Source organism: Micromonospora sp. NPDC047756, from assembly GCF_055587245.1.
In genome coordinates this window covers 41,634-67,579 of sequence record NZ_JBVJGQ010000004.1, presented here as the reverse complement: position 1 = coordinate 67,579, position 25,946 = coordinate 41,634, and the positions used below count along the sequence as shown (strand labels likewise).

Below are 25,946 nucleotides of genomic sequence, written 5' to 3'. Positions count from 1 at the left end.
GGTTAGGAAACCGGCGCCAACGTGCCCACCCGGGCGACGACCACGAACTCGCCGTCGCCGAGGCCGACGGGCTCGCCGAGCCAGCCCCCGTGAACACGCTGCACGACGAAGCCCGCCCTGGTCAGCGAGGTGCGCAGCTCGGCCTCGGTGCGGAAGCGCAGGCTCGCCGAGCTGAGCAGTTCCTCCCCGTCGTCGAAGAGGTAGCGGTGGGTGAAGTCGACCACTCCGTCGCGTACCCCGGTGACCTCGGTCCACGCGCGGACCTGGCCGCCGTCGGGCAGCGTGACCACCCGGTGCGAATCCACCGGGTTCCACCGCTCCCAGCGACGGTCCGCCGGGTCGCGGGCGTCGAACACCAACCGGCCGCCGGGCACCAGCGCCCGGGCCAGGTCGGCGAGGGTACGCGCCCACTCCGCGTCGTCCACGAAGAACTGCGCGACGTGGCTGGTCAGCACCGCCACGTCGAACGCCCGCTCCGGCAGCAGCGCCGAGGTGCCCTCGATCCAGGTCACCCGATCGCCACCCGGTCTGGCACGGGCGGCGGCCAGGGACGCGCCGGCCGGGTCCACCCCGGTGACGGTGTGGCCGGCGGCGGCGAGGGCGACGGTCAGCCGGCCGGTGCCGCAGCCGAGGTCGAGCACCCGGGCGGCCGGGGTCTCGTCGACCACCGTTCGGAAGAAGTCGTCGTCCGGCCCCCACCGGCACTCCGCGTCGTACACCGGAACCAGCCGGTGGTGGCGGAACTCGGCGTGCCTCATCGGGGGTTCGCGTCGGTCGCGGCGCGGACGAACTCGCGTACCCGGGTGGTGGTGTTGCTGGGCAGCCAGACCGGCCCGCGTTCGATCGGTGGCGCGTCGTGGATGGGCACGTACGCCACGTCGGGGCGCGGGTAGTAGCGCCGCGTGTGCTCGCCCACCGGCAGGACTCCCCGGCCCAGCGCGACCAGGGACAGCATCTCGGAGAAGGTGTTGCCGGCGGGCCCCCTCGGCACCGCCCGGCCGGACGGGGTGCGCTCCGGGGTGCGGTCCCGCTTGAACTCCGCCGAGGTCACTGTCGGGTACTGCACCACCGGGTGATCGGCGAGCACCTCCAACGACACCGACCGTTCCCGGGTGAGCGGATGCTCCGCCGCCACCGCGAGCGCCCGCTCCTCGCAGAGCAGCGCCGGGCCGGTGGCCATGCCGTCGAACGGGTACGAAGCGATCAACACGTCGGTCGAGCCGTCGAGCAGCCCGGACCGGCTGGTGGACAACTGCGCCTCGTGCACCTCGACCCGACAGTCGGGGTGCCGTTCACCGAACAGGGCCACCGCCCGGAGCAGCGCCGGCGCGGTCCACTCGCCGAGGAACGCCACCCGCAGCGTCCCGGTCACGCCCCGGGCGGCGTCGGTCGCGCGGCGGACGGCCTCGTCGATGCCGGCCACCAGCGGGGCCAACTCGTCGGCGAGCTGTCGGCCGATCGGGGTGAGCCGGACGACCCGACTGGTACGGGCGAACAGCGGTGCGCCGATCTGGCGCTCCAGTTTCTTCACGATGTGGCTGACCCGGCCGGTGCTGACGGTCAACCGCTCGGCGGTCCGGCCGAAGTGCAGTTCCTCAGCGAGGGTCAGGAACGTCTCGACCTCGTACCGCTCCAGCACACCAGTCCCATCGTTGACCTGTGGGCAACGATCGTAGCGGCATCAGGTCTTGGTCGGTGTCCCTCGTCCGGGGATCGTGAACGCGGCAGGGAAAACCGAGCGGGAGGCTCCGAGATGAGCATTGACAATGACCTGGCCAGCGCGGTGCGGGTAACCGGTTTCGACCATCTGGTGCTGACCGTGGCCGACGTGGAACGGTCCCTGAGCTTCTACTGCGACCGGCTCGGGCTGGCACCGGTACGGGTCGACGAGTGGCGTGCGGGCACCGTCCCGTTCCCGTCGGTGCGGATCAGCTCCGACAGCATCATCGACCTCGTCCGCGGCGAGCCGCAGGGCGCGAACGTCGACCACTTCTGCCTGGTGGTGGCTCCACTGGACTGGACGCAGGTGATCGACTCGGGGGTCTTCACAGTGTTGACCGGCCCGGTCAGCCGGTTCGGTGCGCGCGGTTCGGCGACCTCGATCTACGTACGGGACCCGGACGGCAACTCGGTGGAGCTGCGCTGGTACCCGCAGGACGCCGGGTCGGATGCGGAGACGGTCCTCAGCCCTCGGTGACCGCCCGGTAGGCGTCCTCGATGCGGGCGGCCAACAGCACCTCGCCCTCGGTCAGCGGCTCGCCGCTGCCGTGCCCGACCCGGATCTGGGTGCTGTCGGCCCGGCGGCTGATCTCGGGCCGCAGATGCAGCGCATCCGCGACGACCTTGACCCGTTCAGTTAGTGCGGCGTGTTGGGTATCGTCGATCACGAGCGTCCGTCGGATCTGCTCGCCCTCGCGCGTCCAACCAGATAGCAAGGTCAACGCGTCGGAAAGGTAGTCGTGCTTGGCCCTGCTGCTGAACAGCACGCGCATCACCGCACCCCCCAAGCGCCGTTGCCGGCTTGTGGCCAAATCGTCGCCATCCCGTGTCTTGTCGGTGTCCCCTAGTCTCTCGCTGCCCGGAGGGGGTGTCCACGCCCACACTTCCGTGTCTTATTGGCCTAGCGGACGGCTACGGTACCCAAACCGCCGATTGATCTGGCACCCTGGACGCCCGTGCGGACCGAACGGGCGAATGATGGCGGGCAGGCCGAACGACGGGACCTGAAGGTGATCGTCGGTGCGGCGATCATCCGGGATGGGCGGGTGCTCGCCTGTGCGCGTTCCGCGCCACCCGAGGTGGCGGGCATGTGGGAGTTTCCGGGCGGAAAGGTCGAGCCGGGGGAGGCCGAGACCGACGCGTTGATCCGGGAGTGCGCCGAGGAGTTGGCCGTACGCGTCGAGATCGGCGACCGGGTCGGCCGCAACGTACGGATGGCGCACGGCCGCTCGGTGCTCAAGGTGTACGCGGCCCGCCTGCTCGGCGGCGACCAGCCCCAGGCGCTGGAGCACCAGGCGCTCCGCTGGCTCGCGGCCGACGAACTGGACTCGGTCACCTGGCTCCCCGCCGACGCCCCCATCGTGGCCGCCCTCCGCCCCCTCCTCCTGCGCAACCCTCGTTGATCATGAAGTTATTGCCATGACACGCCGCGCAGGAGGGCAATAACTTCATGATCGCCGGGGCCGGGGCCGGGGCCGGGGTGGGGAAGTGGGACGGGGGCCGTGGCGACAGCCACGGCCCCCGTTTCTGTTCGGGTTGTCAGTGCTTGTTGTCCTGCTCCGGGTGGGCGAAGTTGAGGTGCTCCGGAGGCAGCGGGAAGGTCACGTCGTCGCCGAAGGGCGACGGCGCGGCGGCCCGGTCGAAGGTGAGCTCGGTCAGCGGCAGCTTGCCCCGGTCGTCGACCGCCGGAGCGGTCGGGTGGGGCACCTCCCGGTGCCAGTTGACGCCGCTCTGCGCCTGCGCCTCGGCCCCCGAGTCGTGGGAGCCACCCGCGTGCGAGTGCACCCCACCCCGGGCGGAGCCCGGCGTCGCCGAGCCCGGACGGGCGGTGGTCACGCTGGTCTGGGGCGTCTCGCCCCGACGGAAGATCTTGCTACCAAGCCACACAAGGGGATCGTACCTGCGGTCGACGACCCGTTCCTTCATGGGGATGATCCCGTTGTCAGTGATCTTGATGTGCTCGGGGCAGACCTCGGTGCAGCACTTGGTGATGTTGCAGAAGCCGAGGCCCTGTTCGGCCTGCGCGTACTCCTTGCGGTCGGTCCGGGCGTCCAGCGGGTGCATGTCCAGCTCGGCCGCCCGGATGAAGTACCGCGGACCGGAGAACGCCTGCTTGTTCTCCTCGTGATCGCGGATCACGTGGCAGACCGTCTGGCACAGGAAGCACTCGATGCACTTGCGGAACTCCTGCGAGCGCTCCACGTCGACCTGCTGCATCCGGTAGTCACCGGGCGCCACGTCCGCCGGAGGGGCGAACGCCGGGGTCTCCCGTGCCTTCTCGTAGTTGAACGAGACGTCGGTGACCAGGTCCCGGATGACCGGGAAGGTGCGCAGCGGGGTGACCGTGACCGTCTCGTCGTCGCCGAAGGTCGACATCCGCGTCATGCAACCCAGCCGCGGCTTGCCGTTGATCTCCATCGAGCAGGAGCCGCACTTGCCGGCCTTGCAGTTCCACCGGCAGGCCAGATCGGGCGCGTCGGTGGCCTGCAGACGGTGGATGACGTCGAGGACGACCTCGCCCTCGTTGACCTCCACCATGTAGTCCTGGAGGTCGCCGCCGCTCTCGTCGCCCCGCCAGATCCGGAACTGACGCTTCCCGCTCATCGGTTGTCCGCCTCTCCAGCGTCGTCAACGAGGGCGTCGAAGTCGGCGAGCTCCTCGTCGGTGAGGTACTTGGCCAGCTCGGCCCGGTCGAAGAGGCCGATCAGCTCCGACCGCATCTTCGGCAGCGGCTTGCGGGTCAGCTGCACGGTGTCGCCGTCCAGCGCACAGACCAGGTTGACCTGCCGCCACTTCGGCTCCATCGTCGGGTAGTCCTCCCGGGTGTGCCCGCCGCGCGACTCCTGCCGCTCCAGCGCCGCCTTCGCGGTGCACTCCGAGACCACCAGCATGTTGCGCAGGTCCAGGGCCAGGTGCCAGCCCGGGTTGTAGCGTCGGCCGCCGGCCGCGCTCACCTTGGCCACCCGCTCCCGCAGCTCGGCGAGCCGGACCAGCGCGTCGGCCAGCTCACCCTCCCGGCGGATGATGCCCACCAGATCCCCCATCACCGCCTGGAGGTCCTGCTGAAGGGTGTACGGGTTCTCGCCGGTGTCCCGTTGCAGCGGCGCGAGGGCGGTCTCCACGGCCGCCTCGACCTCGTGCACGGCCACCTTCGGTCGGGCGGTCAGCCCGTCGGCGTAGCTGGCCGCGTGCCCGCCCGCCCGCTTGCCGAAGACCAGCAGGTCGGACAGGGAGTTGCCGCCGAGGCGGTTGGAGCCGTGCATGCCGCCGGAGACCTCACCGGCGGCGAACAGGCCGCGTACGTGGCCGAAGGCCGCACCCGAGTCCGGGTCGACCTCGACGCCGCCCATCACGTAGTGGCAGGTCGGACCGACCTCCATCGGCTCGGCCGTGATGTCGACGTCGGCCAGCTCCTTGAACTGGTGGTACATCGACGGCAGCCGGCGGCGGATCTCGTCGGCCGACCGTCGGCTCGCGATGTCCAGGAAGACGCCACCGGCGGGGGAACCCCGGCCGGCCTTGACCTCGCTGTTGATGGCCCGGGCCACCTCGTCGCGGGGCAGCAGCTCCGGCGGGCGTCGGTTGTTGTCCGGGTCGGTGTACCAGCGGTCCGCCTCCTCCTCGGTCTCCGCGTACTGCTTGCGGAAGACGTCGGGGACGTAGTCGAACATGAACCGCTTGCCCTCGGAGTTCTTCAGGACGCCACCGTCACCACGCACCGACTCGGTGACCAGGATGCCCTTCACCGAGGGCGGCCAGACCATGCCGGTCGGGTGGAACTGGAGGAACTCCATGTTGATCAGCGTCGCCCCGGCGCGCAGCGCCAGCGCGTGCCCGTCCCCGGTGTACTCCCAGGAGTTCGACGTGACCTTGTAGGAGCGCCCGACGCCACCGGTGGCCAGCACGACCGCCGGCGCCTCGAACAGGATGAACTCGCCCGACTCGCGGTAGTAGCCGAACGCGCCGGCCACCCGGTCACCGTCGAGCAGCAGCTCGGTGATGGTCGTCTCGGAGAACACCCTGATCCGGGCGTCGTACGAGCCGAACTCCCGCTGGTCCTCCTGCTGAAGCGAGACGATCTTCTGTTGGAGGGTGCGGATCAGCTCCAGCCCGGTCCGGTCACCCACGTGCGCCAGGCGCGGGTACTCGTGGCCACCGAAGTTACGCTGCGAGATCTTGCCGTCCTTGGTGCGGTCGAAGAGCGCACCGTACGTCTCCAACTCCCAGATCCGCTGCGGCGACTCCTTCGCGTGCAGCTCGGCCATCCGGAAGTTGTTGAGGAACTTGCCACCGCGCATGGTGTCGCGGAAGTGCACCTGCCAGTTGTCCCGGCTGTTCACATTGCCCATCGCGGCCGCGGCGCCGCCCTCGGCCATCACCGTGTGCGCCTTGCCGAACAGCGACTTGGAGATGATCGCGGTCTTCTTGCCGGCCAGCCGGGCCTCGATCGCCGCGCGCAGACCGGCGCCGCCGGCCCCGATGACGACGACGTCGTAGTGGTGTCGTTCGATGCGAGTGGTTGTGGTCATGTCAGGGGCCCTTTAGTTGATGAACCGCAGGTCGGAGAACCAGCCGGCAGCGAGCGCCATGATGTAGAAGTCGGCCAGCGCCAGGGTGCCGAGGGTGATCCAGGCGAGCTGCATGTGCCGGACGTTCAACGCCGAGACGAACGTCCAGGCCTTGTACCGCACCGGGTGCTTGGAGAAGTGCTTGAGCCGGCCGCCGATGATGTGCCGGCAGGAGTGGCAGGAGATCGTGTACGCCCAGAGCATCACCACGTTGAGCAGCAGGATGATGTTGCCCAGCCCGAAGCCGAAGCCCTTCGGCGAGTGGAAGGCGAGGATCGCGTCCCAGGTGTTGATCAGCGAGATGATCGCGGCGGCGTAGAAGAAGTAGCGGTGCAGGTTCTGCCCGAGCAGCGGGAAACGGGTCTCACCGCCGTACTCCTTGTGCCCGTCCGGGACCGCGCAGGCCGGCGGCGACAGCCAGAACGACCGGTAGTACGCCTTGCGGTAGTAGTAGCAGGTGAGCCGGAACAGCAGCAGGAACGGCAGGGTCAGCGCGGCGTCCGGGATGATCCACCAGCCGGGCAGGAACCGGCCGAAGTGCGAGGCTTCCTCGACACACCGGTCGGTCACGCACGGGGAGTAGAACGGGGTCAGGTAGTGGAACTGATCCACCCAGTACCACTTGTGCATGAAGACCCGGACCGTCGCGTACGCGACCCAGGCGCTGAGCCCGATCACGGTGATCAGCGGGGCGAACCACCATCGGTCGGTACGCAACGTCTTCGCCGCGATGGCGGCGCGCGCCCGCGCCCCCTTCGGCCTCGTTGCCGTTGAAGTCATTCGAGTCGTCTCCTCGACGGGCCCGTACGGGCGGGCTGGTCTCTCTCCGGTCGGCACGCGGACCGGCGAACCCGCACCCGCTGCCACGTCATGCGCACACCAACGACCACGCCGGATCGACCGACGCAGCTAAGTGACACACGTTACGCCGATCTCCGCGAGCCGTCCGCGCAAGGGAGTGTCCCGTGTGTCTGGCCTGCGGAAAAGCCCTCGACGCGCCGCTTTTGGCGCGCGTCGCCGAGATCGGCGAGCGTGGCCGACACCGTCAGCCGGAAGCTCCTCCGGTGAAGTGCCAGGACGCCAGCCGCAGCGAGGGGGCCGCCCACCAGGCACCGTCCACCCGGTCCGGTTGGCGCACCGCCCGCGCGCCGAGCCCGAGCACCGCCCCCGGCCCGAGCGCCCGCGGGTACGACTCGGTGAACCGCAGGTCACGGACCGCCCGGACGACAGTGCCGTCCTCGATCAGCCAGACGCCGTTGCGGGTCAGCCCGGTGACGACGAGGCTCTTCGGGTCGAGCACCCGGGTGTACCAGAGGTCGGTCACCAGCAGCCCTCGGCGTACGCCAGCCACCAACGCGGCGGTGTCCGCGTCGACGACGGCCCCGGCCGCCGTGCCGGTGGTGCTCCGGCCCACGGCGCTGGCCGGCCCCGCCACCGCGCCGCTCAGCCGCAGGTTGCGGGGCATCGGCCCCCAGGTGGCTCCCCCCGCGACCGCGTGCCCGGTGGACTCCGCGCCCGCCTCGGCGGCGGTCCGCCGATCGTGCGCCACCGCCCGGGTGGTGCCCGCCTCGACGAGCGTCAGCGCCCGTCGGCCGGTGCCCTCGGAGTCGAACGGCAACCCGGACCCGCCCAGCGGGTCGTCCACCACCGTCACCGCCCTGTCGAACTGGGCCGCGCCCGGCTCGGCGAACGACTGCCGCTCGGCGTACCGCTTGCCGTTGAAGCCGTAGAAGGACAGGTTCTGCAGGAGATCCGCCACCGCGGCCGGCTCGAACACCACCTCGTAGTGCCCCGGCGGCAGCTCCACCGGGTCGGCCGCCGCCCGCACCTTCGCGGCCGCCTGCGCGCCCAACTCGGCGCCGTCGAGGTCGGACAGCCGGTCGGTGCTGCGCCGGGCCACCCCGTCCGCGCCGTCGAGGCGGGCGATGCCGTCCATCGCCGCGTCGACCGAGCGGCCGTACGCCGAGTGCCCGGCCGAGTTGGCGAACGCCGACGAGCGGTGTGCGGTGCGGCAGTAACCGGCCGTGCTGAGGCCCCCGGCGGCGGCCACGAACGCCCGCACCCGATCGGCCCGCTGATCCGGCTCAGCGTGCGCGGTGGCCTCGTCGACGGGCGGGGCGTCCGGCGTGGGCATGGGCGGGGTAAGCCCCGGCCAACCCGGGTCGGGCGGGCAGAGTCGCGCCGCGGCCAGGGTGCGCTCCACCAGATCGGACAACCCGTCGGCGGTGACCACGCTGCCGCCACCGGCAGCCGTCCGACCGTCGACGTGCACCCGCAGCCGGACACCGACCGTGGACTCGGAGACGTTCTGGTGGATGCCCGAGTTGGCGAACCGGGTCAGCGCCAGGTCCGCCCGCGTCACCACCGCCTCGGCCTGCGCGGCCGGCCCGCCGAGACGCCGAACCAGCTCCACCACCTGCCCCGCCAGCTCCAACTCCGTCTGCCCAGTCATGCCGAGCCGCCTTTCGTTCGCGACTGCGGGGCTCGCAAACCCGGCTCACTCCTCGCGCTCACGCTGGGCCACCTTTCGTTCGCGACTGCGGGGCTCGCAAACCCGGCTCACTCCTCGCGCTCACGCTGGGCCGCCTTTCGTTCGCGACTGCGGGGCTCGCAAACCCGGCTCACTCCTCGCGCTCACGCCGAGACCCCGACGCGGACGTTGCGGAACCGGGCCGGCGCGGCCGGGTGGCCGGTGTGCCCGATCTGGCCGGGCTGGCCCTTACCGCAGTTGGGCGTGCCCCAGGAGACCGTCTCGCCGGAGAGCATGTCCATCGAGCGCCAGAACAGGGGGCCGATCCCGGTGTACGTGGGGTTGCGCAGCATCCGCCCCCGTCGCCCCTTCTTGACCTCCCAGCCGACCTCGCAGCCGAACTGGAAGTTGAGGCGCTTGTCGTCGATCGACCAGGACCGGTTGACGTCCATCAGCACGCCGTCGTCGGTGGCCGCGATGATCTCCTCCAGCGTGTGCGGGCCGGGTTCCAGGCCGACGTTGGTCATCCGCACCATCGGCAGCCGGGCCCACCCGTCGGCCCGTACGCTGCCGCCGTAGTCGAGGCTGGCCATGGCCGCGGAGTCGCGGCCGGCGAGCACGCCGACCCAGCGGCCGTCCCGGACCGCGTCCCGTTTCACCGCCGGGGAGCCCTCGTCGTCGAAACCGAAGCTGCCCAGCGCACCCGGGATCGTCGGGTCGATGGTGATGTTCATCAGCTCCGAGCCGTAGCGGAGCGAGCCGAGCTGGGCCAGGTCCAGCCAGGACGTGCCGGCGAAGGCCGCCTCCCAGCCGAGGATCCGGTCCAGTTCGATGGCGTGCCCGACCGACTCGTGGATCTGCAGGGCCAACTGCTCGCCGCCGAGGATCAGGTCTGTCTCACCGGCCGGGCAGGCTGGCGCGGTGAGCAGCGCACGGGACTCCTCGGCGATCTGCGCGGCGTGCGCGGCCAGCTCCAGCGACTCGACCAGCTCCCACCCGGTGGTGCCGTACTGGCCGCGGTAGCTCGGCCAGGAGCGGCGCTGCGTCTCGCCGTCGCCGATCGAGGTGGCCGAGATACCGCCGCCGCACTCGCGGATGCGCTGGTCGATCCGGTGGCCCTCACTGGAGACGAACCACTTCGCGGTGTCCCAGATCTGGTACAGGCCCTCGGCCAGGTCCGCGCCGTGCTCGGCCATCGTGCGCGTGGCGTCGACCAGCAGATCGCCCTTGGTCGACAGCGGCACCCCGAGTGGGTCGATCTGGCAGCCGGAGGCCCAGCTCGCGGTGACAGCCTGGACCGGCACCAAATCGACCGGAGGGCCCGGCACCCGCGCACTCGCCATGGCGGTCCGCGTCGCGCGCCGGCCGGCGTCGCGGGCGGCGGCGTCCGACAGATCGGGTACGGCGTGGAAGCCCCAACCCGCCCCGACGAGCGCTCTGACCCCGAGGCCGATGCTCTCGTCCTGGGTCAGTTCCTCCACGTCACCGTTGCGCGCGGTCATCGACTCGTAGCGGCGGTGCATCACCCGGGCGTCGGCATACCGGGCGCCCGCGTCGAGGGCGGCCTGGACGGCGGCGGCAGCCGCGTCGAACTCGGTCATGGACCGACCCTAGGCCAGCCGACCGGCACCCGTCAGGGGAGCAGTTTCTCCGGCCGGATGGTGGCCTTCACCGGCTCGGTCAGCTCCAACACCTCGCCGGTCCTGGTGGTCGACCGCTCTACGTAGTGGGCCCCCTCTAGCTGGTAGAGGTTCACGCTCAGGCCTTCTTGCTCAACGAGGAGATACCACTCGATCCCGGCTCTGGCGTACAGGTGCGGCTTCAGCACCCGGTCGATGGTGGCGGTGTGTGGTGCGGTGACCTCCCCGACCAGCAGGACCGGGCCCGCCGGCACGCAGTCGGCCGTGAGATCCAGCTCCGCCGTCACCACAAGGTCGGGGTTGAGGATCCGCGTGCCATTCAGTCGTAGGTTGATCACCGGGAGCAGAAGGCGATTCGCCGCAGCGCAGCCGGGTTCCAACGCGGCCGTCAGACCACGGACGATCACCTGGTGTCGGACGGACGGCGGTGGTCCGATGAGCAGGCTGCCGTCGAGGACTTCGATCCGCTGGGTTGTCTCGCCGAGGGCGAGGTAGTCCGACTCGGTCCATGGCAGCGCGTGGCCAAGAATGCTGGCGGGAATCACCTGCCCAGTGCAGCTCATTCCGGATCGCTCAGGTCGCACCTGACGTGCGAGCACAGGATGAAATGCCCGGTCAGAAGGGGTAGCCGTCGAGGTTGAGGTGCCAAAGATCGCGCTCTGTGCAGATATAGGCGTTCCCGGCGCTCCGCGGAAGGCAAGATCGCGCAACATCCTGGTTGTAGTGGTGTCCGCGCGTCGGCGATGCCACTGGATCCTGGTTCGAGCGTGACCTTGGCGGCGGTGCGCGGTGCGCGGTGCGCGAGATGAACGGGTGTGGATGGCGAGGTGACGGGGGTGCGGGGCCGATGCCGACTCGTTACGCTCGGGCCGGCTGACACGTGCCGACTTTGTAGCTTATTTTCACCCTCGGGACTTTGTTGTAAGTTCTCTTCGTCACTGAGGGAGGTGGCCGTGGACAGCTCGGAACCCTCGCCGTCCGGGGACCCGGACGACCGCCCCGCCGTGCCGGCACAGCGCTCCGACCAGGACGCCTACCTGCGGGTACGTGACCTGCGGGTCCGGTTCGACACCGAGGACGGCGTGGTGCACGCGGTCGACGGGGTGTCGTTCGCCGTCGAGCGGGGCCGCACTCTCGGCATCGTGGGTGAGTCCGGCTCCGGCAAGAGCGTCACCTCGCTGGCGATTCTCGGCCTGCACGACCCGAAACGGACCACCGTCACCGGGGAGATCTCCGTGGGTGGCCGGCAGGTGGTCGGTCTCGCCGACGAGGAGGTACGCCGGCTGCGCGGCCGGGACATGGCGATGATCTTCCAGGATCCACTGTCGGCGCTGCACCCGTACTACACGGTGGGCCGGCAGATCGCCGAGGCGTACCGGGTGCACCACCCGAAGGCCAACCGGCGCGAGGCCCGCCAACGTGCTGTCGACATGCTGGACCGGGTCGGCATCCCGCAACCGGCGCGTCGCTTCGACCAGTACCCGCACGAGTTCTCCGGCGGCATGCGCCAGCGGGCGATGATCGCGATGTCCCTGGTCAACGACCCGGCGCTGCTGATCGCCGACGAGCCGACCACCGCGTTGGACGTCACCGTGCAGGCGCAGATCCTGGATCTGCTGGCCGACCTCCAGGCCGAGTTCCACTCCGCGATCATCCTGATCACCCACGACCTCGGCGTGGTCGGCCAGGTCGCCGACGACGTGCTGGTCATGTACGGCGGGCGGGCCGTCGAGCGGGGCAGCGTGGAGCAGGTGCTCCGGGCGCCGCAACATCCGTACACCTGGGGGTTGCTCTCCAGCGTGCCGTCCCTGCACGGCGACGCGGACGCGGACCTGGTGCCCATCCCCGGCAACCCGCCCAGCCTGATCAACCTGCCCTCGGGCTGCGCGTTCCACCCGCGCTGCCGGTACGCGGACCGCGCCGGCAGCCGCTCCCGCACCGAGGTGCCCGAGTTGCGCCCAGCCGGTGCCGATGGCCACCTGGTCGCCTGTCACCTGAGCGCCGAGGAGCGCGCCGCGTTCTACGCCGAGGACATCGCGCGAGTGGGGGTGGCTGTGTGAGGGCGCGGAACGCAGCGCAGCGGAGTACCGCAGTCCCGAACGGAGGACCGTGGAGATGACCGACGAACCACTGCTGCGGGTACGCGGCCTGAGCAAGCACTTCCCGGTACGCCAGGGGCTGCGCGCCTCCGGTCTGGTGCGGGCGGTCGACGGGCTCGACTTCGACGTGCGCCCGGGCGAGACGCTCGGCCTGGTGGGGGAGTCGGGCTGCGGCAAGACCACCACCGGTCGGATGCTGGTGCGGTTGCTGGAACCGACGAGCGGCAGCATCGAGTTCGACGGGCGGGACATCACGCACGCCGGCCGCCGGGAGCTGCGCCCGCTGCGCCAGGAATTCCAGATCATCTTCCAGGACCCGTACGCCTCGCTGAACCCTCGGCACACGGTGGGCCGGATCGTGGCGATGCCGCTACAGGTCAACGGAATCAAGCCGCCGGGTGGCATCAAGGCCCGGGTGCAGGAGTTGCTGGAGCTGGTCGGGCTGAACCCGGAGCACTACAACCGGTACCCGCACGAGTTCTCCGGTGGTCAACGCCAGCGCATCGGCATCGCCCGCGCGCTGGCCCTGCGGCCGAAGCTGATCGTCGCGGACGAGCCGGTGAGCGCGCTGGACGTCTCGATCCAGGCGCAGGTCGTCAACCTGCTGCGTGACCTGCAACGCGAGCTTGGCCTGGCCTTCGTGTTCATCGCGCACGACCTGGCCGTGGTCCGGCACTTCTGCCAGCGGGTCGCGGTCATGTACCTGGGTCGGATCGTGGAGATCGGCGACCGGGCGGACATCTACGAGCGCCCACAGCACCCGTACACCCGGGCGTTGCTCTCGGCGATCCCGGACGTCACCCAGCTCGGCCCGGCGGGGCGGATCCGGCTGACCGGTGACGTACCCACCCCGCTGGACCCGCCGTCGGGCTGCCGGTTCCGCACCCGGTGCTGGAAGGCGCAGGAGATCTGCGCCACCGAGGAGCCCGCGCTGATCCCCCGCGAGGGCGGCAACCAGGCCACCGCGTGTCACTTCCCCGAAGGGGCGGGGTCGATCACCCAGGTCGTCGAGGAGGTGTCGTCGTGAGCCTGTCCCCGGTGGAGGGTGTGGCGCTGGCCGAGATCGAGTCCGGTGGCGACGAGGGCGCAGCCGCGACCAAGGGCGTCGTGGGCCGTTCGCCCGGTCAGCTCGCCTGGCTGCGGCTGCGCCGCGACCGGACGGCGATGATCAGCGGCGTACTCCTGGTGTTCTTCCTGCTGTTGGGGTTGGCCGCCCCCCTGATCGAGATGGTCTACGGGATCGGCCCGCGGGAGCAGTTCCAGAACATGCTGGACGGCTTCGGCATGCCGCTGGGGTACGCCGGCGGGGTCAGTGGAGAGCACTGGTTCGGTCTGGAGCCGGGGTTGGGCCGGGACATCTTCATCCGCCTGATCTACGGGCTGCGGACGTCGCTGTTCATCGCGTTCGCGGCGGCCCTGATCACCGCGACGATCGGTGTCGTGCTCGGCGCGCTCGCCGGCTACCTCGGCGGCTGGCTCGATGCGGTGATCAACTGGATCACCGACCTGACCCTGGCCATGCCCTTCCTGATCATCGCGCTGGCGCTGACGCCCACCATCACGTTGCGCTTCTACGGTGAGCGGGGGCAGGTGTCGTCCGCCTTCGGGGTGGGCGTCCTGATCGCCGTCTTCGCCATCTTCGGCTGGACCAGCACGGCCCGGCTGGTGCGCGGGCAGGTGATCGCGCTGCGCGAGCGGGAGTTCGTGGAGGCCGCCAAGGCCAGCGGCGCCGGGGTGGGACACATCATCTTCCGGCAGCTGCTGCCGAACATCTGGGCGCCGATCCTGGTGTCGTTCTCCCTGGCGGTGCCGCAGTTCATCACCAGCGAGGCGGCGCTGTCGTTCATCGGCGTCGGCCTCAGCGACGAGACGCCGAGCTTCGGCCGGATGATCTACCGCAGTCTGGACTTCCTCCAGACCGACCCGGCGTACGTGTTCTTCCCGGGCATCACGATCTTCGCGCTGGTGTTCGCCTTCAACCTCTTCGGCGACGCGTTGCGCGACGCGCTCGACCCGAAGTCGTCCCGGTAGGGGTCACAATCATGGCGCGATTTCTGCTCAAGCGACTCTTCTCCGCCACGCTGACCCTCTTCGCGGTGAGCGTGTTGACCTTCCTGATGTTCTTCGCCCTGCCGCGCGACCCGGTCAGCAGCATCTGCTCGAAGAACTGCAACCCGGAGCGGCTGGAGCGGGTCCGCGACGACCTGGGCCTGAACGACCCGCTGATCAGCCAGTACGCCGGCTACATGAAGGGCATCGTGACCGGTCGGGACCTGGGCAGCGCCCAGGGTGGCCGGTGCGACGCGCCCTGCCTGGGCTGGTCGTACGTCACCAACGAGGCCGTCTCGGACACCATCGCCCGGGTGTTGCCGGTGACGCTGAGCATCGTGATCCCGGCGGCCATCCTCTGGTTGCTGCTCGGCGTGGGGCTCGGCATGGTGTCCGCGCTGCGGCGGGGCACCTGGCTGGATCGGCTGGCCATCGGCTTCTCGCTGACCGGGGCCTCGTTGCAGCTGTACTTCGTGGGCGCGGTGCTGCTGCTGGTGTTCGTCTACAACCTGCGGCTGTTGCCGGTGCCCAGCTACACCTCGATATTCGACAACCCGGCGAAATGGGCCAGCGGTCTGGTGCTCGCCTGGGTGGCGCTGGCCTTCCTCTTCTCGGCCATCTACGCGCGGTTGTCGCGGGCGCAGATGCTGGAGACGCTCTCGGAGGACTTCGTCCGGACCGCGCGGGCCAAGGGCCTGGCCAAACCCACTGTGTACGGGCGACACGCGCTGCGCGCGGCGATCACCCCGGTGGTGACCATCGCGGGGCTGGACGTGGGCGGGGCCCTGGGCGGGACGGTCATCACCGAGACGACGTTCGGCATCCAGGGGTTGGGGCGTACAGCGGTGGACGCGGTGCGCGCGGGTGACCTGCCCACGATCATGGCGACCGTGTTGATCGCCGCCGTCTTCGTGGTGTTGGCGAACGTGCTCGTGGACCTGCTGTACGCGGCAATCGACCCACGGGTGCGACTGCGCTGAGTCATCGGTGACCAATGCGCGGCCGGTGGCGGAAGTTATCGACAACTGTTACACAACTCGTAGGTTTTCTTCCTTACGATCCTCGGGACGTCGGCGGTTCTCGCCCCGACGAATTCGCACGGCACATGGGTGAAGGGGGTACTTCATGAGACCACGCGTGGCGGTTGCCGCAGGCGGCGCGATAGCTCTGGTGGTGGCACTGGGTGCGTGCTCGAAGAACACGGGCGAGGGCACCACGGTGGACAACAACCGGCAGCAGACCGGGGTCATCGCGACCGACCCCAAGGACTCGCAGGGCCCGGCGGCCGAGGTGAGCGGTGCCGTGAAGGGCGGCACCTTCACCATCATCCGGGAGTCGCCGATCTCGCACCTGGACCCGCAGCGGACGTACTCGTTTGCCGGTCTGATGACCAACCCGCTGTTCGCCCGCTACCTGACCACCTGGAAGGACGACGGCAAGGGCGGCCTGGTCCTGGTGGGCGACCTGGCCGAGACGCCGGGCAAGAACGTCAACAACGACTGCAAGGTCTGGGAGTTCACCGTCAAGGACGGGGTGAAGTTCGAGGACGGTCGACCGATCACCTCCAAGGAGATCGCGTACGGCATTGCCCGGTCCTTCGACCCGGACCTGTCCGGCGGCCCGACCTACATCCAGGAGTGGCTGGCCGACACCGCGCAGTTCGACACCAAGTGGGACTTCAAGAAGAACAAGACCTCGCTGCCGCCCGGCCTGACCACGCCGGACGCGAAGACGCTGCGCTTCGAGTTCGCCAAGCCCCGCTGTGACCTGCCGTTCGCGGTCTCGCTGCCGACCACCGCGCCGCTGCCGGCCGACAAGGACACCGGCGTCGACCTGGACAAGCAGCCGTTCTCGTCCGGCCCGTACAAGGTCGCCAAGAACCAGGTCGGCGTGCAGATCACGCTGGACCGCAACCCCAACTGGGACCCGAAGACCGACCCGGTCCGGCACCAGTACCCGGACCAGTTCGTCTGGAGCTTCGGCCCGACCGCGGACGCCGCCAACAACCGGGTGATCGCCGACAACGGCGCCGACCAGAGCGCGCTCGCCTTCAACACCGTGCCCGCCTCGCTGGTCGCCAAGGTGGCCGGGGACGCCACCCTCAAGTCGCGCAGCATCCTCTCGCCGACCCCGAGCGCGAACCAGCTCGTGATCAACAACCAGCGGGTCACCGACCTCAAGGTCCGTCAGGCGCTCAACTACGCCATCGACCGCGAGGGCTTCATCAAGGCCATGGGCGGGCAGACCGTCGCCGCGCCGCTGACCACGCTGATGCCGCCGGCCACCATCGGCTACCAGGCGTACGACGCGTACCCGGCGGGGGCCAACGGCAACCTCGACAAGGCCAAGGAGCTGCTCGGCGGCAAGACGCCGGAGCTGGTCCTCGGTGTGGCCGACAACTCCACCGAGCAGCAGCAGGGCGCGCAGCTCAAGGCCAACCTGGAGCGGGCCGGCTTCAAGATCACGCTGCGGAACATCTCCGACGACGCGAAGCTCGACGAGATCAAGAAGAAGGACAACCCCTGGGACCTGTACATCGGTAACTGGGCGGCGGACTGGCCGAGCGGGGCCTCGATCCTGCCGGTGCTCTACGACGGCCGCACCATCAAGGCCGAGGGCAACAGCAACCAGGCCTACTTCAACGACCCGGCGATCAACACCGAGATGGACCGCATCTCGGCGCTGCCCGCCGCCGAGCAGGGCCCGGAGTGGGCCAAGCTCGACGAGCGGATCATGAAGGAGCACGCGCCGGTGGTGCCGCTCTTCGTCGACGTGGCCTACAACGTGCACGGGTCCAAGGCGGGCGGGGTCTTCATCTCCAGCGTCTTCGGCTACCCGTCGTTCGTGAACGCGCACGTCAAGCCGTAAGTCAAACCGCAGACCAGCAGGGTCCCCTTCCGACAACGTCGTCGGGAGGGGACCCTGCTGTTTGCGCTGGGCTGGTCTGCCCCGGATCGGAGAGGCGAAGTGATGGTGCGAGCGTTCGACGGGCTCCAAGAGATCCCACCGGTTGCTGGTGATGTCGAGAGACCGCGACACGGCCGCACCGTTCACACCGAACCGCGCTACCATACGTGGCTGTCAACGCTCCACCTCACGATCGGGGTGCCTAATGCCGGATGCGAATTCCCCGACATTGTTGGTGGACACGTCCACGCTCCTCCGAGTCGACCTCGACCGATTCTACGAACCAGGTCAACCGTCGTCGCAAGAAGCGGCGGCTATTGAGTGCTTAGTATTGTTCGACAGGGTCATCCTGGATGGCCCATCGATCCGGGAAAATGGTCGCAGCCTGCTGTGGACGAGAGATGCGGGCTCCGGCATCGAGCTTCTCGATCTTGACCCGGAAATGATGAGCCAGATCTACCTCAGGGGTGCTGAGCTTCTCAAGCACATGCGGCGTGGGCCCGTTGCCCCGCCGCAAGGCAATTTCGGTTTGCCACAATTGGTGGCGGAGTACGGGCACAAGCATAATTTCTCACGCTCGACGCGATGGGAAACCGTCGTCCACCTGTTGGGCTCGAGACCCGAGACCCGAGGCGTCATCGACGCAGTCGCCGAGCACTTCGGTCCACAGCCGAAGGTGGCCTTCAATGGGCTTCTGCCACTCATTCGACTGTCCTACTACCTCGCACTGCAGGAAAGCATTGGCTCGGCACTCCTCCTTGATCGCAGCAAGTCTTACAACCTGAGCTATCCAGAATACGGCTACTCCTCCCGAATTCTCGACACCTTCGACAAGGCAGTGCGCGCCGAATACTTGCGGCGTAAGCAAAAGTGGCTGGGTGTGGAACCTCGCGAAATTGCCGTACCTATGCTCGCGCGGTACGTGAAGAGCGAGGCCGAGCGGCGCGGTTGGAGTATAGGGCGAGTCATAGCGAAGCTCAGAGAGCAGCCGGAGGTCCACTCCTTCCGCCAGGGCATGGCGGCGCTCACCGACGCGATGAACGGCGGTGATGCCAGAACTGTCGATCAAGTGATGGCTGAACTGGAGAACGCCTCGACGGAATGGGGCGCACGCATCGGTGCCAAGTTGAATCGAAAGGCGATTCCAGTCACCATAGCACTTCCTTTCGTTGAGGGTCAGTTCACATTGCCAATTCCGTCGCTGCCCCGTTCCGCGGGAGCGAAGCTTCTGGTGCTCGTCGACCTTCTGTTAAGCAGGGATGCCTGATCGACTCATGCAACTGCACTCTCCTCGACAGAATCGATCGGCCGGGTGCTGTCCTGCCATGGACGTCTTCACGGCTGGTCAAAGGATCGAGTGGACCAGGAACTTCGACACTGGCGGTGGCGGTGGCGGGTCGGACTGATTTGTCGGCCGCCCCGACGTGGTGGGGTCGCGAAGCGGCACGGCGTACGGCCGGCCGAACCTCAGTGTCCCGGACCGGTTCGGTCGGGGCCGGTGCGGCTGGGATGATCGGGGCCATGCGGTCGGAGTCGGGGTGACGGCTACGCAGGTGCTGCCGGTGCGCGGTTCGCTTGCGGTCTATCCCGGCACATTCGATCCGTTCACCCCCGGCCACGCCGACCTGGTGGCGCGTGCCCGGATGATGTTCGACCTGGTCATCGTGTTGCTGGCGGTGAACGCCGACAAGCAACCAACCGCGGAGGCCACGGCCAGGGCGGCCCGCGTACGCGACGAAATGCCGGCGGCCTGGGGCAATGTCGAGGTGGACACCTGGACCGGACTGACCGCTGCCTACTGCGCGCGTCGAGGTGCCACGGTCATCGTTCGCGGCGTGCGCACCGCCGCTGACCTTCGCTACGAGTACCAGCTCGCCGCGATGAACGAGGAACTCGGCATCCAGACCGTCTGGCTGCCGCCCCGTCCGCACCTGGCCGCCGTCTCGTCCACTGCCGTACGGGCGTACGACGCGGCGCGGCCGGCACCGCCGATGCCATAGCGTCCCGGAGAGTCGGGGTGGGTGGCCGGGTCGCGGGAAGGCCGGCGATGACGCGTTCGAACGGAAGGGGGCGTCGATGACGCGACCAACACTGTTCCTGACGGTAGGGCTGCCGTGCACCGGGAAGACCACCGCCGCCAGGCGCATCGAGATCGAGTCGGCGGCACTTCGTCTCACGAAGGACGAATGGGTGAAGGCTCTGTACGGGCCGGAGAATCCGTCGTCAGCCCAGGACGTGATCGAGGGACGACTCATCGAGATCGGGCTGCGGGCGCTCGAACTCGGCACCAATGTGGTGATCGACTTTGGCCTCTGGAGCCGGGACGAGCGCTCCGCCCTCCGCCAGGCGGCAGCAGACCTGGGCGCGCTCGTGGAGCTGTGTTACTTCGAGGTCAGTCCAGCCGAGCAGCGCCGGCGACTGGATCGGCGGCAGGCCGAAGCGCCGCACACCACATGGCCGATGTCCGGCGCGGAACTCGCCGAATGGGCTGCCAGCATCGAGATTCCGACACCCGGCGAGCTGGACGGCAGCGAGCCGGTCGATGACCCACCTGCTGGTTTCGCGACGTGGCACGAGTGGCGCGGACACCGGTGGCCGCCGACGGTCTGCTGACCGCGCACCTTCTCGACGGGAGCGGACGCGGCTCAAGGCCGGCCTGCCAACCAGAGGAGCACCCCAACCGGCCACTCCGCCCGACTCGCCAGGTAGGCCAACCGGGGCGTGACAGCCGAGCTTTCGTCCCGGATCAGGGGACGATCACCACGCCGCCGCGCACCCCGCCCTGGGCCAGCCGCTCGTGGGCGACCGCCGCGTCGGCGAAGGGGTACACGTCAGCGACCCGGAGCGGGATGTCGCCGCTGGTGACGAGTTTGACCAGTTCGCCCAGCCGGGTTCCGTCCGGTAGCACCTCCAGCGCGAGGGTCCGGATTCCGCGTACCGGCTCCGGGCGGAGCGGGGGTGACGCGGCCACGTAGCCGCCGCCGTCCCGAACGAGGTCCAGCAGCGATTCGCCGATCACCGCCAGGTCGATGACCGCGTCGTACGTGCCGGTCGGATCGTCGGTGCGGGACAGGAACGCCGCACCCAGCGACTCGACGAAGTCGCGGTCGTCGGCTCCGGCGAGTCCTGTGGCGTGCAGGCCGGTCGCCCGAGCCAGCGCCAGAACGAACCCACCGACCTGCCCGGCGGCGCCGGTGACGAGCACTGTCGACCCGGCGGGGAGCGCGAGCAGGTCGAGTGCCTGGGCGGCGGCCAAGCCGTTGGTCGGCAGGGTCGCCGCCTCGGTGGCGGGGACACCGGCGGGCGCGGCGGTCAGCCAGGCGGCGTCGAGGACCACGTATTCGGCGTGGGCCCCGGCCGTGGTTTGCAGCCACGGCGAGAAGCCGAGGACCTCGTCGCCGATCCTGAACTCGTCGACCAACGGGCCGACCGTGTCGACGCTGCCGGCAACGTCCCAACCGGGCGTGTACGGCAGACCGGTCGGCAACGGGGCCGGGAACCGACCGGAGCGGACCATCAGGTCGACCGGATGGACGACCGACGCCGCGACCCGCACCCGGACCTGCCCCGGCCCGGGCTCGGGCACCGGCACCTCGGCCACGTGCAGGACCTCCGGCCCTCCGAACTCCGCATAGCTGACTGCGCGCATCGCCGTCTCCTTCGTGGGATTTCGTTCTCACCACGACCGTACGAATCTTAGGCACTGTGAGAAAGTAGGTACCTTGAAGTGCCTAGGGCACCACGGGGAGGAAAGATGGCGACGTCGACCGCAGCGCAACGCCGCGAGCAGGCGAAACGTGACTACGATGCGTTCCTTGACCAGTGCCCGACCCGCGAGCTACTGAGCAGACTCACCGACAAGTGGGTCGCCCTGGTGATCCCGGCGCTCGTCAACGGCCCGAAGCGGCACGGCGAACTCGCTCAGCGCATCGCCGGCGTCAGCCAGAAGATGCTCACCCAGACCCTGCGCACCCTGGAGCGCGACGGCCTGGTCACCCGCACCGTCACCGCCTCGGTGCCGGTGCGTGTCGACTACGAGCTCACCCCGCTCGGCCATGAGCTGTTCCCGGTCATGATCGCGATCAAGGACTGGGCCGAGTCGCACATGGACCGCGTCTTCGAGGCCCGGACCCGATACGACGCACGCCCCTGAGAGCCGGCGATGCCGATGGCGTCAGAAGTCGCCGCAACGCGTCCGCCCGGAGCTGACTGCTGCGGGCCGCCACGATCCCGTCGGCTGCGGCTCTGCGAACAAGAGATCTTGGACAGTTTCCGTTACGCGATGACGGAAACTGTCCAAGATCTGCGGCTGAGGTCCGGCTTCGGTCGAGGTCCGGCACGTGGCAACGGCCCGGCTCCGGGCGACGGCCCGGTGGGGGCGTTGACGCGCCGACGGCCCGCCGGATTTGTCGCTGGCGGGGGGCTAGGGTTCGCGCCGTGGACGACACCTCGACGGCACGGCAGGCCGCTCACGCCTACATTGATCACTTGGAGCGCCGCGACTGGTCCGGGTGGGCCGCCCTGCTCACCGATGACGTGGTCTACGAGATGCCGCAGACGCGGGAGCGCATTCGCGGCAAGGAGGCGTTCCTGCGGTTCAACAGCGACTATCCCGGCGACTGGCACCTGCGGCCGCGACGGGTGATCGCCGATGGTCGTTTCGCTGCCCTGTTGCTCGACGTTCGCGTCGGCGTCGAGCAGCAGGACGCGTGCGTCTGGCTTGAGGTGTCCGGGCAGGGGCTGATCAGCAAGATCACTGACTACTGGCCGGAGCCGTACGATCCGCCACCGGGCCGGGAGCACCTCGCCGAGCGTTGGTGATCGTCAGCCGGCGACACCGAGCAGGTGGGTGCGGAGGAATTCCAGCTCCAGGGGGAGTAGCCGCTCGGCGGTGCCGTTCGCGGCCATGTGCGTCGCCCCGGTCAGCGGCAGCACGGCGTGCGGTCGGCCGGTGCTCAGCAGGGCGGCCGAGAGCCGGAGGGTGTGCGCGGCCACCACGTTGTCGTCGGCCATGCCGTGCACCAGCAGCAACGGGCGGGCGTGGTCCGGGCTGGTGACCGGCTCGGCGGCCAACTCGACCAGCGAATGGTGCGCGTAGATGTCCTGGCCGTCTTCCGGCAACCCCAGATAACGCTCGGTGTACGCGGTGTCGTACAGCGCCCAGTCGGTCACCGGAGCGCCCGCGATCCCGCATCGGAACAGCTCCGGGTGGCGCAACACCGCCAAGCCGGCCAGCCACCCACCGAACGACCAACCGCGCACTCCCACCCGCCCCAGGTCCAGGTCCGGGTGCTTGCCGGCGAGAGCGGTGAGCGCGTCGACCTGGTCGGTCAGGATCACGTCGGCGACCCGCCGGTGGATCGCCTTCTCGAACGACGGGGCCACGCCCGGCGTACCCCGGTTGTCGATGGTGACCACCGCGAACCCGGCGTCGGCCCACCACTGCCGCTCCAACCACGCGGCCCGCGCCGCCACGACCTCCTGGTGCCCCGGGCCGCCGTAGATGTCCAACAGCACCGGCAGCCGCCGGCCCGTCACGTGGTTGTCCGGGTAGAGCACCGCCGCCGGCAGCCGCCGGTCGGTCACCCGTTCGAGCAGCGGCAGCGGGGAATACGGCGGGGTGGCGGCGAATGAGCGCAGCTCGGCGATCTCCTGGTCGCCGCGACGCACCGTCCAGCGCACCCCGGCGTGATCGAGCGACGCGACCCCGACGGCCAGCACGTCCCCGCCCACGGCGGCGGTGTACCAGCCGGAGTCGGTGGTGAGCCGACGCGCGTCCACCCCACCGCCGATGGTGGTGCGGACCCGGAACAGGTGCCGTTCGCTCGGCTCGCCGTCGCTCGCCTCCACCAGCAGGTCGGCCGGGCCGGTGGCGGCCGGCAGCCGACCCACCACCCGTCGTACGTACAGCGACGGTGGGGTGAGCAGGGTGCCGTCCGCGAACAGGCACCGGGCGTCGTACCCGTCGTGGGCCAGTTCCCCACCGACGAGTACGCGGCCGTCCGGCAGGTGCGCCGGGGTGCCGGCGATGGGTTCGACCCAGCGCGGATCGGCCAGCTCGGCGTGCACCTGCGTCTCGCCCGTGCGTGGGTCGACCGCCAGCACCAGCCCGTGCTGCTGCGAACGGCGCAGCACGGTGATCAACGGGCTGCCCTCGCCCCAGCTCACCCCGGTCAGGTACGGGTAGGTTTCCCGGTCCCAGTGCACGTCGACCCAGCCGTCGTCCAGGTCCAGCAGGTGCAGGCTGACCTCCGCGTTCGGCCCACCGGCCCGGGGGTACGCGACGGCGGTCGGCGCGCTCGCCGGCTCGGCCGGGTCGTGCAGGTGCCACCGCTCCAGGCGGGACTCGTCGACCCGGGCGGCGAGCACCGAACGGCCGTCGGGCGCCCACCAGTACCCCCGGAACCGGCCGAACTCCTCCGCCGCGATGTGCTCGGCCAACCCCCAGCTCACCCCGGCGTCCTCGCCGGCCAGCAGGGTGTCGGTGCCATCGGGGTCGATCACCCGCAGTTCACCCCGACGCACCCCTTCGGCGGCGTCCGTCACGTACGCCAGCCGCTGCCCGCTCGGGTCCGGACGTGGGTCCAGCACCGGGCCGACGGTCGCCACCTCCACCACGTCGCCGTGCACCAGATCGGCCCGGAACAACCGCCCGGCCAGCGCGAACACCGCGACCCGGCCGGCCGCGTCCAACGCGTACGAGCCGATGCCGGCGGCGCTGAGCCGCAGCCGCTCGCGCAGCGCGCGTTCACCGGGGGAGAGGGAGCGGACATCCCCGCCCTCGCCGAGCAGGGTCGCCGGATCGGCGACCAGGCGCTCCTCGCTGGTACCCACGTCCAACAGCCAGAGCGCGTCCGCCGGGTCCTCGGGGCCGGCGGAGCGCAGGAAGATCACCCGGGAGCCGTCCTCAGCCACCGAGACAGCGCGTGGCGCGCCGTGGCTGAACCGGCGGGTGCGGGCGGCCAGCTCCGGAAAGTCCACACGCCAAATCGTAGAGCGGGAGCGGGGGTGATGTGGCCGACCTGGGTGGACGCGTCAGCGTTGGCGGGGCCGAACCGCCAGTTAGAGTGACCGTCGTGACGATGCTGCCCGAGCGCCGCCTGCTGCTGGTCCACGCGCACCCCGACGACGAGTCGATCGGCACCGGCTCGACGATGGCCCACTACGCCGCCGACGGCGCGCACGTCACGCTGGTGACCTGCACGCTCGGCGAGGAGGGCGAGATCCACGTGCCGGCGCTGGCGCAGCTCGCCGCCGCCGAGGCCGACCAGCTCGGCGGGTACCGGGTGGCCGAGCTGGCTGCCGCCTGCGCCGCGCTCGGCGTCAGCGACCACCGCTTCCTCGGCGGTGCCGGCCGCTACCGTGACTCCGGGATGATGGGGCTCGCGACGAACGAGCACCCCCGGGCGTTCTGGCAGGCCGACCTCGACGAGGCCGCCGGGCACCTCGTGGAGATCCTGCGGGAGGTACGCCCGCAGGTGCTCGTCACGTACGACCCGAACGGCTTCTACGGCCACCCCGACCACATCCAGGCGCACCGGGTGGCGATGCGTGCCGTCGAGCTGGCCGCCGCGGAGGGCTGCGCCCCGCTCAAGGTCTACTGGACGGCCCTGCCGCTCAGCGTCCTGGAGGCTGGCATGACGCATTTCGCCGAGTCGTCCGACAACCCGTTCGGCGGCATCGAGGACATCGCCGACCTGCCCTTCGGCACCCCGGACGCCCAGATCGCCGCCCGGGTCGACGGCACCGACCAGCACGCGGCCAAGGAGGCAGCGATGCGGGCGCACGCCACCCAGATCCCGGCCAACTCGTGGCTCTACTCGATCGCCGGCAACTTCGGTGGCGAGTTCATGGGCGTGGAGTTCTTCACCCTCGCGGTCGGTGAGAAGGGCCCCGGCGTCGGGCCGTACGGCTGGGAGGACGATCTCTTCGCCGGCCTGCCCGCGGAGACCGCCCCGGACCGGTCCCCGGTCGCGGCGGCGGGTTCCCGGTGACCCTGCCGGCCGCACCGGTGACGGTCGAGGAGGACCAGGAAGCCCCGCTCCCGGCGGGGCCGCCGCCGCGGCTGCTGGACATGGGCGTCCGGGTGATCGGTGGGATCGTCGTGGTGCTCGCTGGGGTGCTGACCGGCGTACTGGAGCTGCTGCTCGCCACACTCCGCGTCGGCGGGCACCTGGTCGGCGTGTCGGTGCTCCTCGCCATCGGCGCCAACATCCTGCTGAGCTGGTTCGCGTACGAGGCGGTCGGCCGTCGCTGGGCGGTGGCGCTGCCGGCGGTGCCGTGGTTCGCGCTGATGGCGGTCGCCGCCATCCGGACCAGCGAGGGCGACCTGTTGCTGGCCGGCGACAACTGGGTCGGGCTGGCCATGATCGTGGCCGGCGCGATGACCTTCGCGGTGATGGGCTTCCGGCAGATCCTCGCCCCACAGCCGACCATGCTCGGCCGCTGACGCCGGGCTGGTTCCGGCCCCTGCCGGGTGATGACGGCTCCCAGC

General features: G+C 69.9%; 25 protein-coding genes. 14 read left to right on the top strand and 11 right to left on the bottom strand.

The window, feature by feature from the left end; all coding sequences use genetic code 11:
* Positions 1-2: 2 nt before the first annotated feature.
* Positions 3-758 carry a class I SAM-dependent methyltransferase gene (locus tag ACZ6NZ_RS13450; RefSeq protein WP_465858472.1) on the bottom strand — a complete coding sequence of 252 codons (756 nt, stop codon included), beginning with the start codon at positions 756-758 and terminating at the stop codon, positions 3-5.
* On the bottom strand, positions 755-1,639 hold the full coding sequence (locus tag ACZ6NZ_RS13445) for a LysR family transcriptional regulator (RefSeq protein WP_465858471.1): 885 nt from the start codon (positions 1,637-1,639) through the stop codon (positions 755-757). Before ACZ6NZ_RS13445 ends, ACZ6NZ_RS13450 begins: the two co-directional genes overlap by 4 nt.
* Positions 1,640-1,753: 114 nt before the next feature.
* On the opposite strand from ACZ6NZ_RS13445, the gene ACZ6NZ_RS13440 reads away from it, so the two are divergent.
* The gene (locus tag ACZ6NZ_RS13440) at positions 1,754-2,197 is read left to right on the top strand and encodes a VOC family protein (protein WP_465858470.1); all 444 of its coding nucleotides are present in this window, start codon (positions 1,754-1,756) and stop codon (positions 2,195-2,197) included.
* Here the strand turns inward: ACZ6NZ_RS13440 and ACZ6NZ_RS13435 are convergent.
* Positions 2,184-2,492 (bottom strand): 4a-hydroxytetrahydrobiopterin dehydratase, encoded by a 309-nt coding sequence (locus ACZ6NZ_RS13435; RefSeq protein ID WP_357602244.1) that lies wholly within the window; start codon positions 2,490-2,492, stop codon positions 2,184-2,186. The two genes, ACZ6NZ_RS13440 and ACZ6NZ_RS13435, sit on opposite strands and share 14 nt — an antisense overlap.
* Before the next feature lie 183 nt (positions 2,493-2,675).
* On the opposite strand from ACZ6NZ_RS13435, the gene ACZ6NZ_RS13430 reads away from it, so the two are divergent.
* Positions 2,676-3,122, top strand: a complete 447-nt coding sequence (locus tag ACZ6NZ_RS13430) for a (deoxy)nucleoside triphosphate pyrophosphohydrolase (protein ID WP_465858469.1) — start codon at positions 2,676-2,678, stop codon at positions 3,120-3,122.
* Positions 3,123-3,258: 136 nt separating this feature from the next.
* On the opposite strand, the gene ACZ6NZ_RS13425 is transcribed toward ACZ6NZ_RS13430, so the two are convergent.
* From ACZ6NZ_RS13425 to ACZ6NZ_RS13400, 6 genes are all read right to left on the bottom strand, one after another.
* Entirely contained in the window at positions 3,259-4,323 is a 1,065-nt protein-coding gene (locus ACZ6NZ_RS13425) for a succinate dehydrogenase/fumarate reductase iron-sulfur subunit (RefSeq protein WP_465858468.1), read from the bottom strand.
* Positions 4,320-6,248 (bottom strand): fumarate reductase/succinate dehydrogenase flavoprotein subunit, encoded by a 1,929-nt coding sequence (locus ACZ6NZ_RS13420; RefSeq protein WP_366607762.1) that lies wholly within the window; start codon positions 6,246-6,248, stop codon positions 4,320-4,322. The genes ACZ6NZ_RS13425 and ACZ6NZ_RS13420 overlap by 4 nt, the downstream gene beginning before the upstream one ends.
* Positions 6,249-6,260: 12 nt before the next feature.
* Positions 6,261-7,067: a hypothetical protein gene (locus tag ACZ6NZ_RS13415; protein WP_124859396.1), complete on the bottom strand. Its 807-nt coding sequence runs from the start codon at positions 7,065-7,067 to the stop codon at positions 6,261-6,263.
* 265 nt (positions 7,068-7,332) lie between these two features.
* Complete coding sequence (locus tag ACZ6NZ_RS13410) at positions 7,333-8,739, bottom strand: TldD/PmbA family protein (RefSeq protein WP_465858467.1); 1,407 nt, start codon at positions 8,737-8,739, stop codon at positions 7,333-7,335.
* 182 nt (positions 8,740-8,921) lie between these two features.
* Positions 8,922-10,358 (bottom strand): TldD/PmbA family protein, encoded by a 1,437-nt coding sequence (locus ACZ6NZ_RS13405; RefSeq protein WP_465858466.1) that lies wholly within the window; start codon positions 10,356-10,358, stop codon positions 8,922-8,924.
* Between the two features lie 32 nt (positions 10,359-10,390).
* On the bottom strand, positions 10,391-10,960 hold the full coding sequence (locus ACZ6NZ_RS13400; RefSeq protein WP_465858465.1) for a Uma2 family endonuclease: 570 nt from the start codon (positions 10,958-10,960) through the stop codon (positions 10,391-10,393).
* Positions 10,961-11,401: 441 nt separating this feature from the next.
* Here ACZ6NZ_RS13400 and ACZ6NZ_RS13395 point away from each other — a divergent pair, with 441 nt between their 5' ends.
* The 8 genes from ACZ6NZ_RS13395 to ACZ6NZ_RS13360 all read left to right on the top strand — a co-directional run bounded on the left by ACZ6NZ_RS13395 (position 11,402) and on the right by ACZ6NZ_RS13360 (position 20,065).
* Positions 11,402-12,457, top strand: coding sequence for an ABC transporter ATP-binding protein (locus tag ACZ6NZ_RS13395; protein ID WP_465858861.1), 1,056 nt, complete (start codon positions 11,402-11,404; stop codon positions 12,455-12,457).
* A 55-nt stretch (positions 12,458-12,512) separates the two neighbouring features.
* The gene (locus ACZ6NZ_RS13390; protein WP_465858464.1) at positions 12,513-13,523 is read left to right on the top strand and encodes an ABC transporter ATP-binding protein; all 1,011 of its coding nucleotides are present in this window, start codon (positions 12,513-12,515) and stop codon (positions 13,521-13,523) included.
* Entirely contained in the window at positions 13,520-14,527 is a 1,008-nt protein-coding gene (locus ACZ6NZ_RS13385; protein WP_465858463.1) for an ABC transporter permease, read from the top strand. Before ACZ6NZ_RS13390 ends, ACZ6NZ_RS13385 begins: the two co-directional genes overlap by 4 nt.
* 11 nt (positions 14,528-14,538) lie before the next feature.
* The gene (locus tag ACZ6NZ_RS13380) at positions 14,539-15,525 is read left to right on the top strand and encodes an ABC transporter permease (RefSeq protein ID WP_366607774.1); all 987 of its coding nucleotides are present in this window, start codon (positions 14,539-14,541) and stop codon (positions 15,523-15,525) included.
* Between the two features lie 145 nt (positions 15,526-15,670).
* On the top strand, positions 15,671-17,413 hold the full coding sequence (locus ACZ6NZ_RS13375) for an ABC transporter substrate-binding protein (protein WP_465858462.1): 1,743 nt from the start codon (positions 15,671-15,673) through the stop codon (positions 17,411-17,413).
* A 244-nt stretch (positions 17,414-17,657) separates the two neighbouring features.
* On the top strand, positions 17,658-18,719 hold the full coding sequence (locus ACZ6NZ_RS13370) for a hypothetical protein (protein ID WP_465858461.1): 1,062 nt from the start codon (positions 17,658-17,660) through the stop codon (positions 18,717-18,719).
* 271 nt (positions 18,720-18,990) lie between these two features.
* Positions 18,991-19,452, top strand: coding sequence for a pantetheine-phosphate adenylyltransferase (gene coaD, locus ACZ6NZ_RS13365; protein WP_465858460.1), 462 nt, complete (start codon positions 18,991-18,993; stop codon positions 19,450-19,452).
* 76 nt (positions 19,453-19,528) lie between these two features.
* Complete coding sequence (locus ACZ6NZ_RS13360; protein ID WP_465858459.1) at positions 19,529-20,065, top strand: ATP-binding protein; 537 nt, start codon at positions 19,529-19,531, stop codon at positions 20,063-20,065.
* Positions 20,066-20,198: 133 nt separating this feature from the next.
* On the opposite strand, the gene ACZ6NZ_RS13355 is transcribed toward ACZ6NZ_RS13360, so the two are convergent.
* Positions 20,199-21,101 (bottom strand): NADP-dependent oxidoreductase, encoded by a 903-nt coding sequence (locus tag ACZ6NZ_RS13355; protein ID WP_465858458.1) that lies wholly within the window; start codon positions 21,099-21,101, stop codon positions 20,199-20,201.
* Positions 21,102-21,206: 105 nt separating this feature from the next.
* On the opposite strand from ACZ6NZ_RS13355, the gene ACZ6NZ_RS13350 reads away from it, so the two are divergent.
* Together ACZ6NZ_RS13350 and ACZ6NZ_RS13345 are read left to right on the top strand one after the other, a co-directional pair.
* Positions 21,207-21,605 (top strand): winged helix-turn-helix transcriptional regulator, encoded by a 399-nt coding sequence (locus tag ACZ6NZ_RS13350; protein ID WP_465858457.1) that lies wholly within the window; start codon positions 21,207-21,209, stop codon positions 21,603-21,605.
* A gap of 284 nt (positions 21,606-21,889) precedes the next feature.
* Entirely contained in the window at positions 21,890-22,273 is a 384-nt protein-coding gene (locus ACZ6NZ_RS13345; RefSeq protein ID WP_465858456.1) for a nuclear transport factor 2 family protein, read from the top strand.
* A gap of 3 nt (positions 22,274-22,276) precedes the next feature.
* On the opposite strand, the gene ACZ6NZ_RS13340 is transcribed toward ACZ6NZ_RS13345, so the two are convergent.
* Positions 22,277-24,433, bottom strand: a complete 2,157-nt coding sequence (locus tag ACZ6NZ_RS13340; RefSeq protein WP_465858455.1) for a S9 family peptidase — start codon at positions 24,431-24,433, stop codon at positions 22,277-22,279.
* A gap of 86 nt (positions 24,434-24,519) precedes the next feature.
* On the opposite strand from ACZ6NZ_RS13340, the gene mshB reads away from it, so the two are divergent.
* The gene (gene mshB, locus ACZ6NZ_RS13335; RefSeq protein ID WP_465858454.1) at positions 24,520-25,446 is read left to right on the top strand and encodes an N-acetyl-1-D-myo-inositol-2-amino-2-deoxy-alpha-D-glucopyranoside deacetylase; all 927 of its coding nucleotides are present in this window, start codon (positions 24,520-24,522) and stop codon (positions 25,444-25,446) included.
* On the top strand, positions 25,443-25,901 hold the full coding sequence (locus tag ACZ6NZ_RS13330) for a hypothetical protein (RefSeq protein WP_465858453.1): 459 nt from the start codon (positions 25,443-25,445) through the stop codon (positions 25,899-25,901). Before mshB ends, ACZ6NZ_RS13330 begins: the two co-directional genes overlap by 4 nt.
* The last annotated feature ends 45 nt before the right edge of the window (positions 25,902-25,946 follow it).

Bases quoted from the DNA above. Each gene is read 5' to 3' on its own strand.
- ACZ6NZ_RS13450 (WP_465858472.1), bottom strand. From the start codon at position 758: ATGAGGCACGCCGAGTTCCGCCACCACCGGCTGGTTCCGGTGTACGAC.
- ACZ6NZ_RS13440 (WP_465858470.1), top strand. From the start codon at position 1,754: ATGAGCATTGACAATGACCTGGCCAGCGCGGTGCGGGTAACCGGTTTC.
- ACZ6NZ_RS13435 (WP_357602244.1), bottom strand. From the start codon at position 2,492: ATGCGCGTGCTGTTCAGCAGCAGGGCCAAGCACGACTACCTTTCCGAC.
- ACZ6NZ_RS13425 (WP_465858468.1), bottom strand. From the start codon at position 4,323: ATGAGCGGGAAGCGTCAGTTCCGGATCTGGCGGGGCGACGAGAGCGGC.
- ACZ6NZ_RS13420 (WP_366607762.1), bottom strand. From the start codon at position 6,248: ATGACCACAACCACTCGCATCGAACGACACCACTACGACGTCGTCGTC.
- ACZ6NZ_RS13415 (WP_124859396.1), bottom strand. From the start codon at position 7,067: ATGACTTCAACGGCAACGAGGCCGAAGGGGGCGCGGGCGCGCGCCGCC.
- ACZ6NZ_RS13410 (WP_465858467.1), bottom strand. From the start codon at position 8,739: ATGACTGGGCAGACGGAGTTGGAGCTGGCGGGGCAGGTGGTGGAGCTG.
- ACZ6NZ_RS13405 (WP_465858466.1), bottom strand. From the start codon at position 10,358: ATGACCGAGTTCGACGCGGCTGCCGCCGCCGTCCAGGCCGCCCTCGAC.
- ACZ6NZ_RS13400 (WP_465858465.1), bottom strand. From the start codon at position 10,960: ATGAGCTGCACTGGGCAGGTGATTCCCGCCAGCATTCTTGGCCACGCG.
- ACZ6NZ_RS13390 (WP_465858464.1), top strand. From the start codon at position 12,513: ATGACCGACGAACCACTGCTGCGGGTACGCGGCCTGAGCAAGCACTTC.
- ACZ6NZ_RS13380 (WP_366607774.1), top strand. From the start codon at position 14,539: ATGGCGCGATTTCTGCTCAAGCGACTCTTCTCCGCCACGCTGACCCTC.
- ACZ6NZ_RS13375 (WP_465858462.1), top strand. From the start codon at position 15,671: ATGAGACCACGCGTGGCGGTTGCCGCAGGCGGCGCGATAGCTCTGGTG.
- ACZ6NZ_RS13370 (WP_465858461.1), top strand. From the start codon at position 17,658: ATGCCGGATGCGAATTCCCCGACATTGTTGGTGGACACGTCCACGCTC.
- ACZ6NZ_RS13360 (WP_465858459.1), top strand. From the start codon at position 19,529: ATGACGCGACCAACACTGTTCCTGACGGTAGGGCTGCCGTGCACCGGG.
- ACZ6NZ_RS13355 (WP_465858458.1), bottom strand. From the start codon at position 21,101: ATGCGCGCAGTCAGCTATGCGGAGTTCGGAGGGCCGGAGGTCCTGCAC.
- ACZ6NZ_RS13350 (WP_465858457.1), top strand. From the start codon at position 21,207: ATGGCGACGTCGACCGCAGCGCAACGCCGCGAGCAGGCGAAACGTGAC.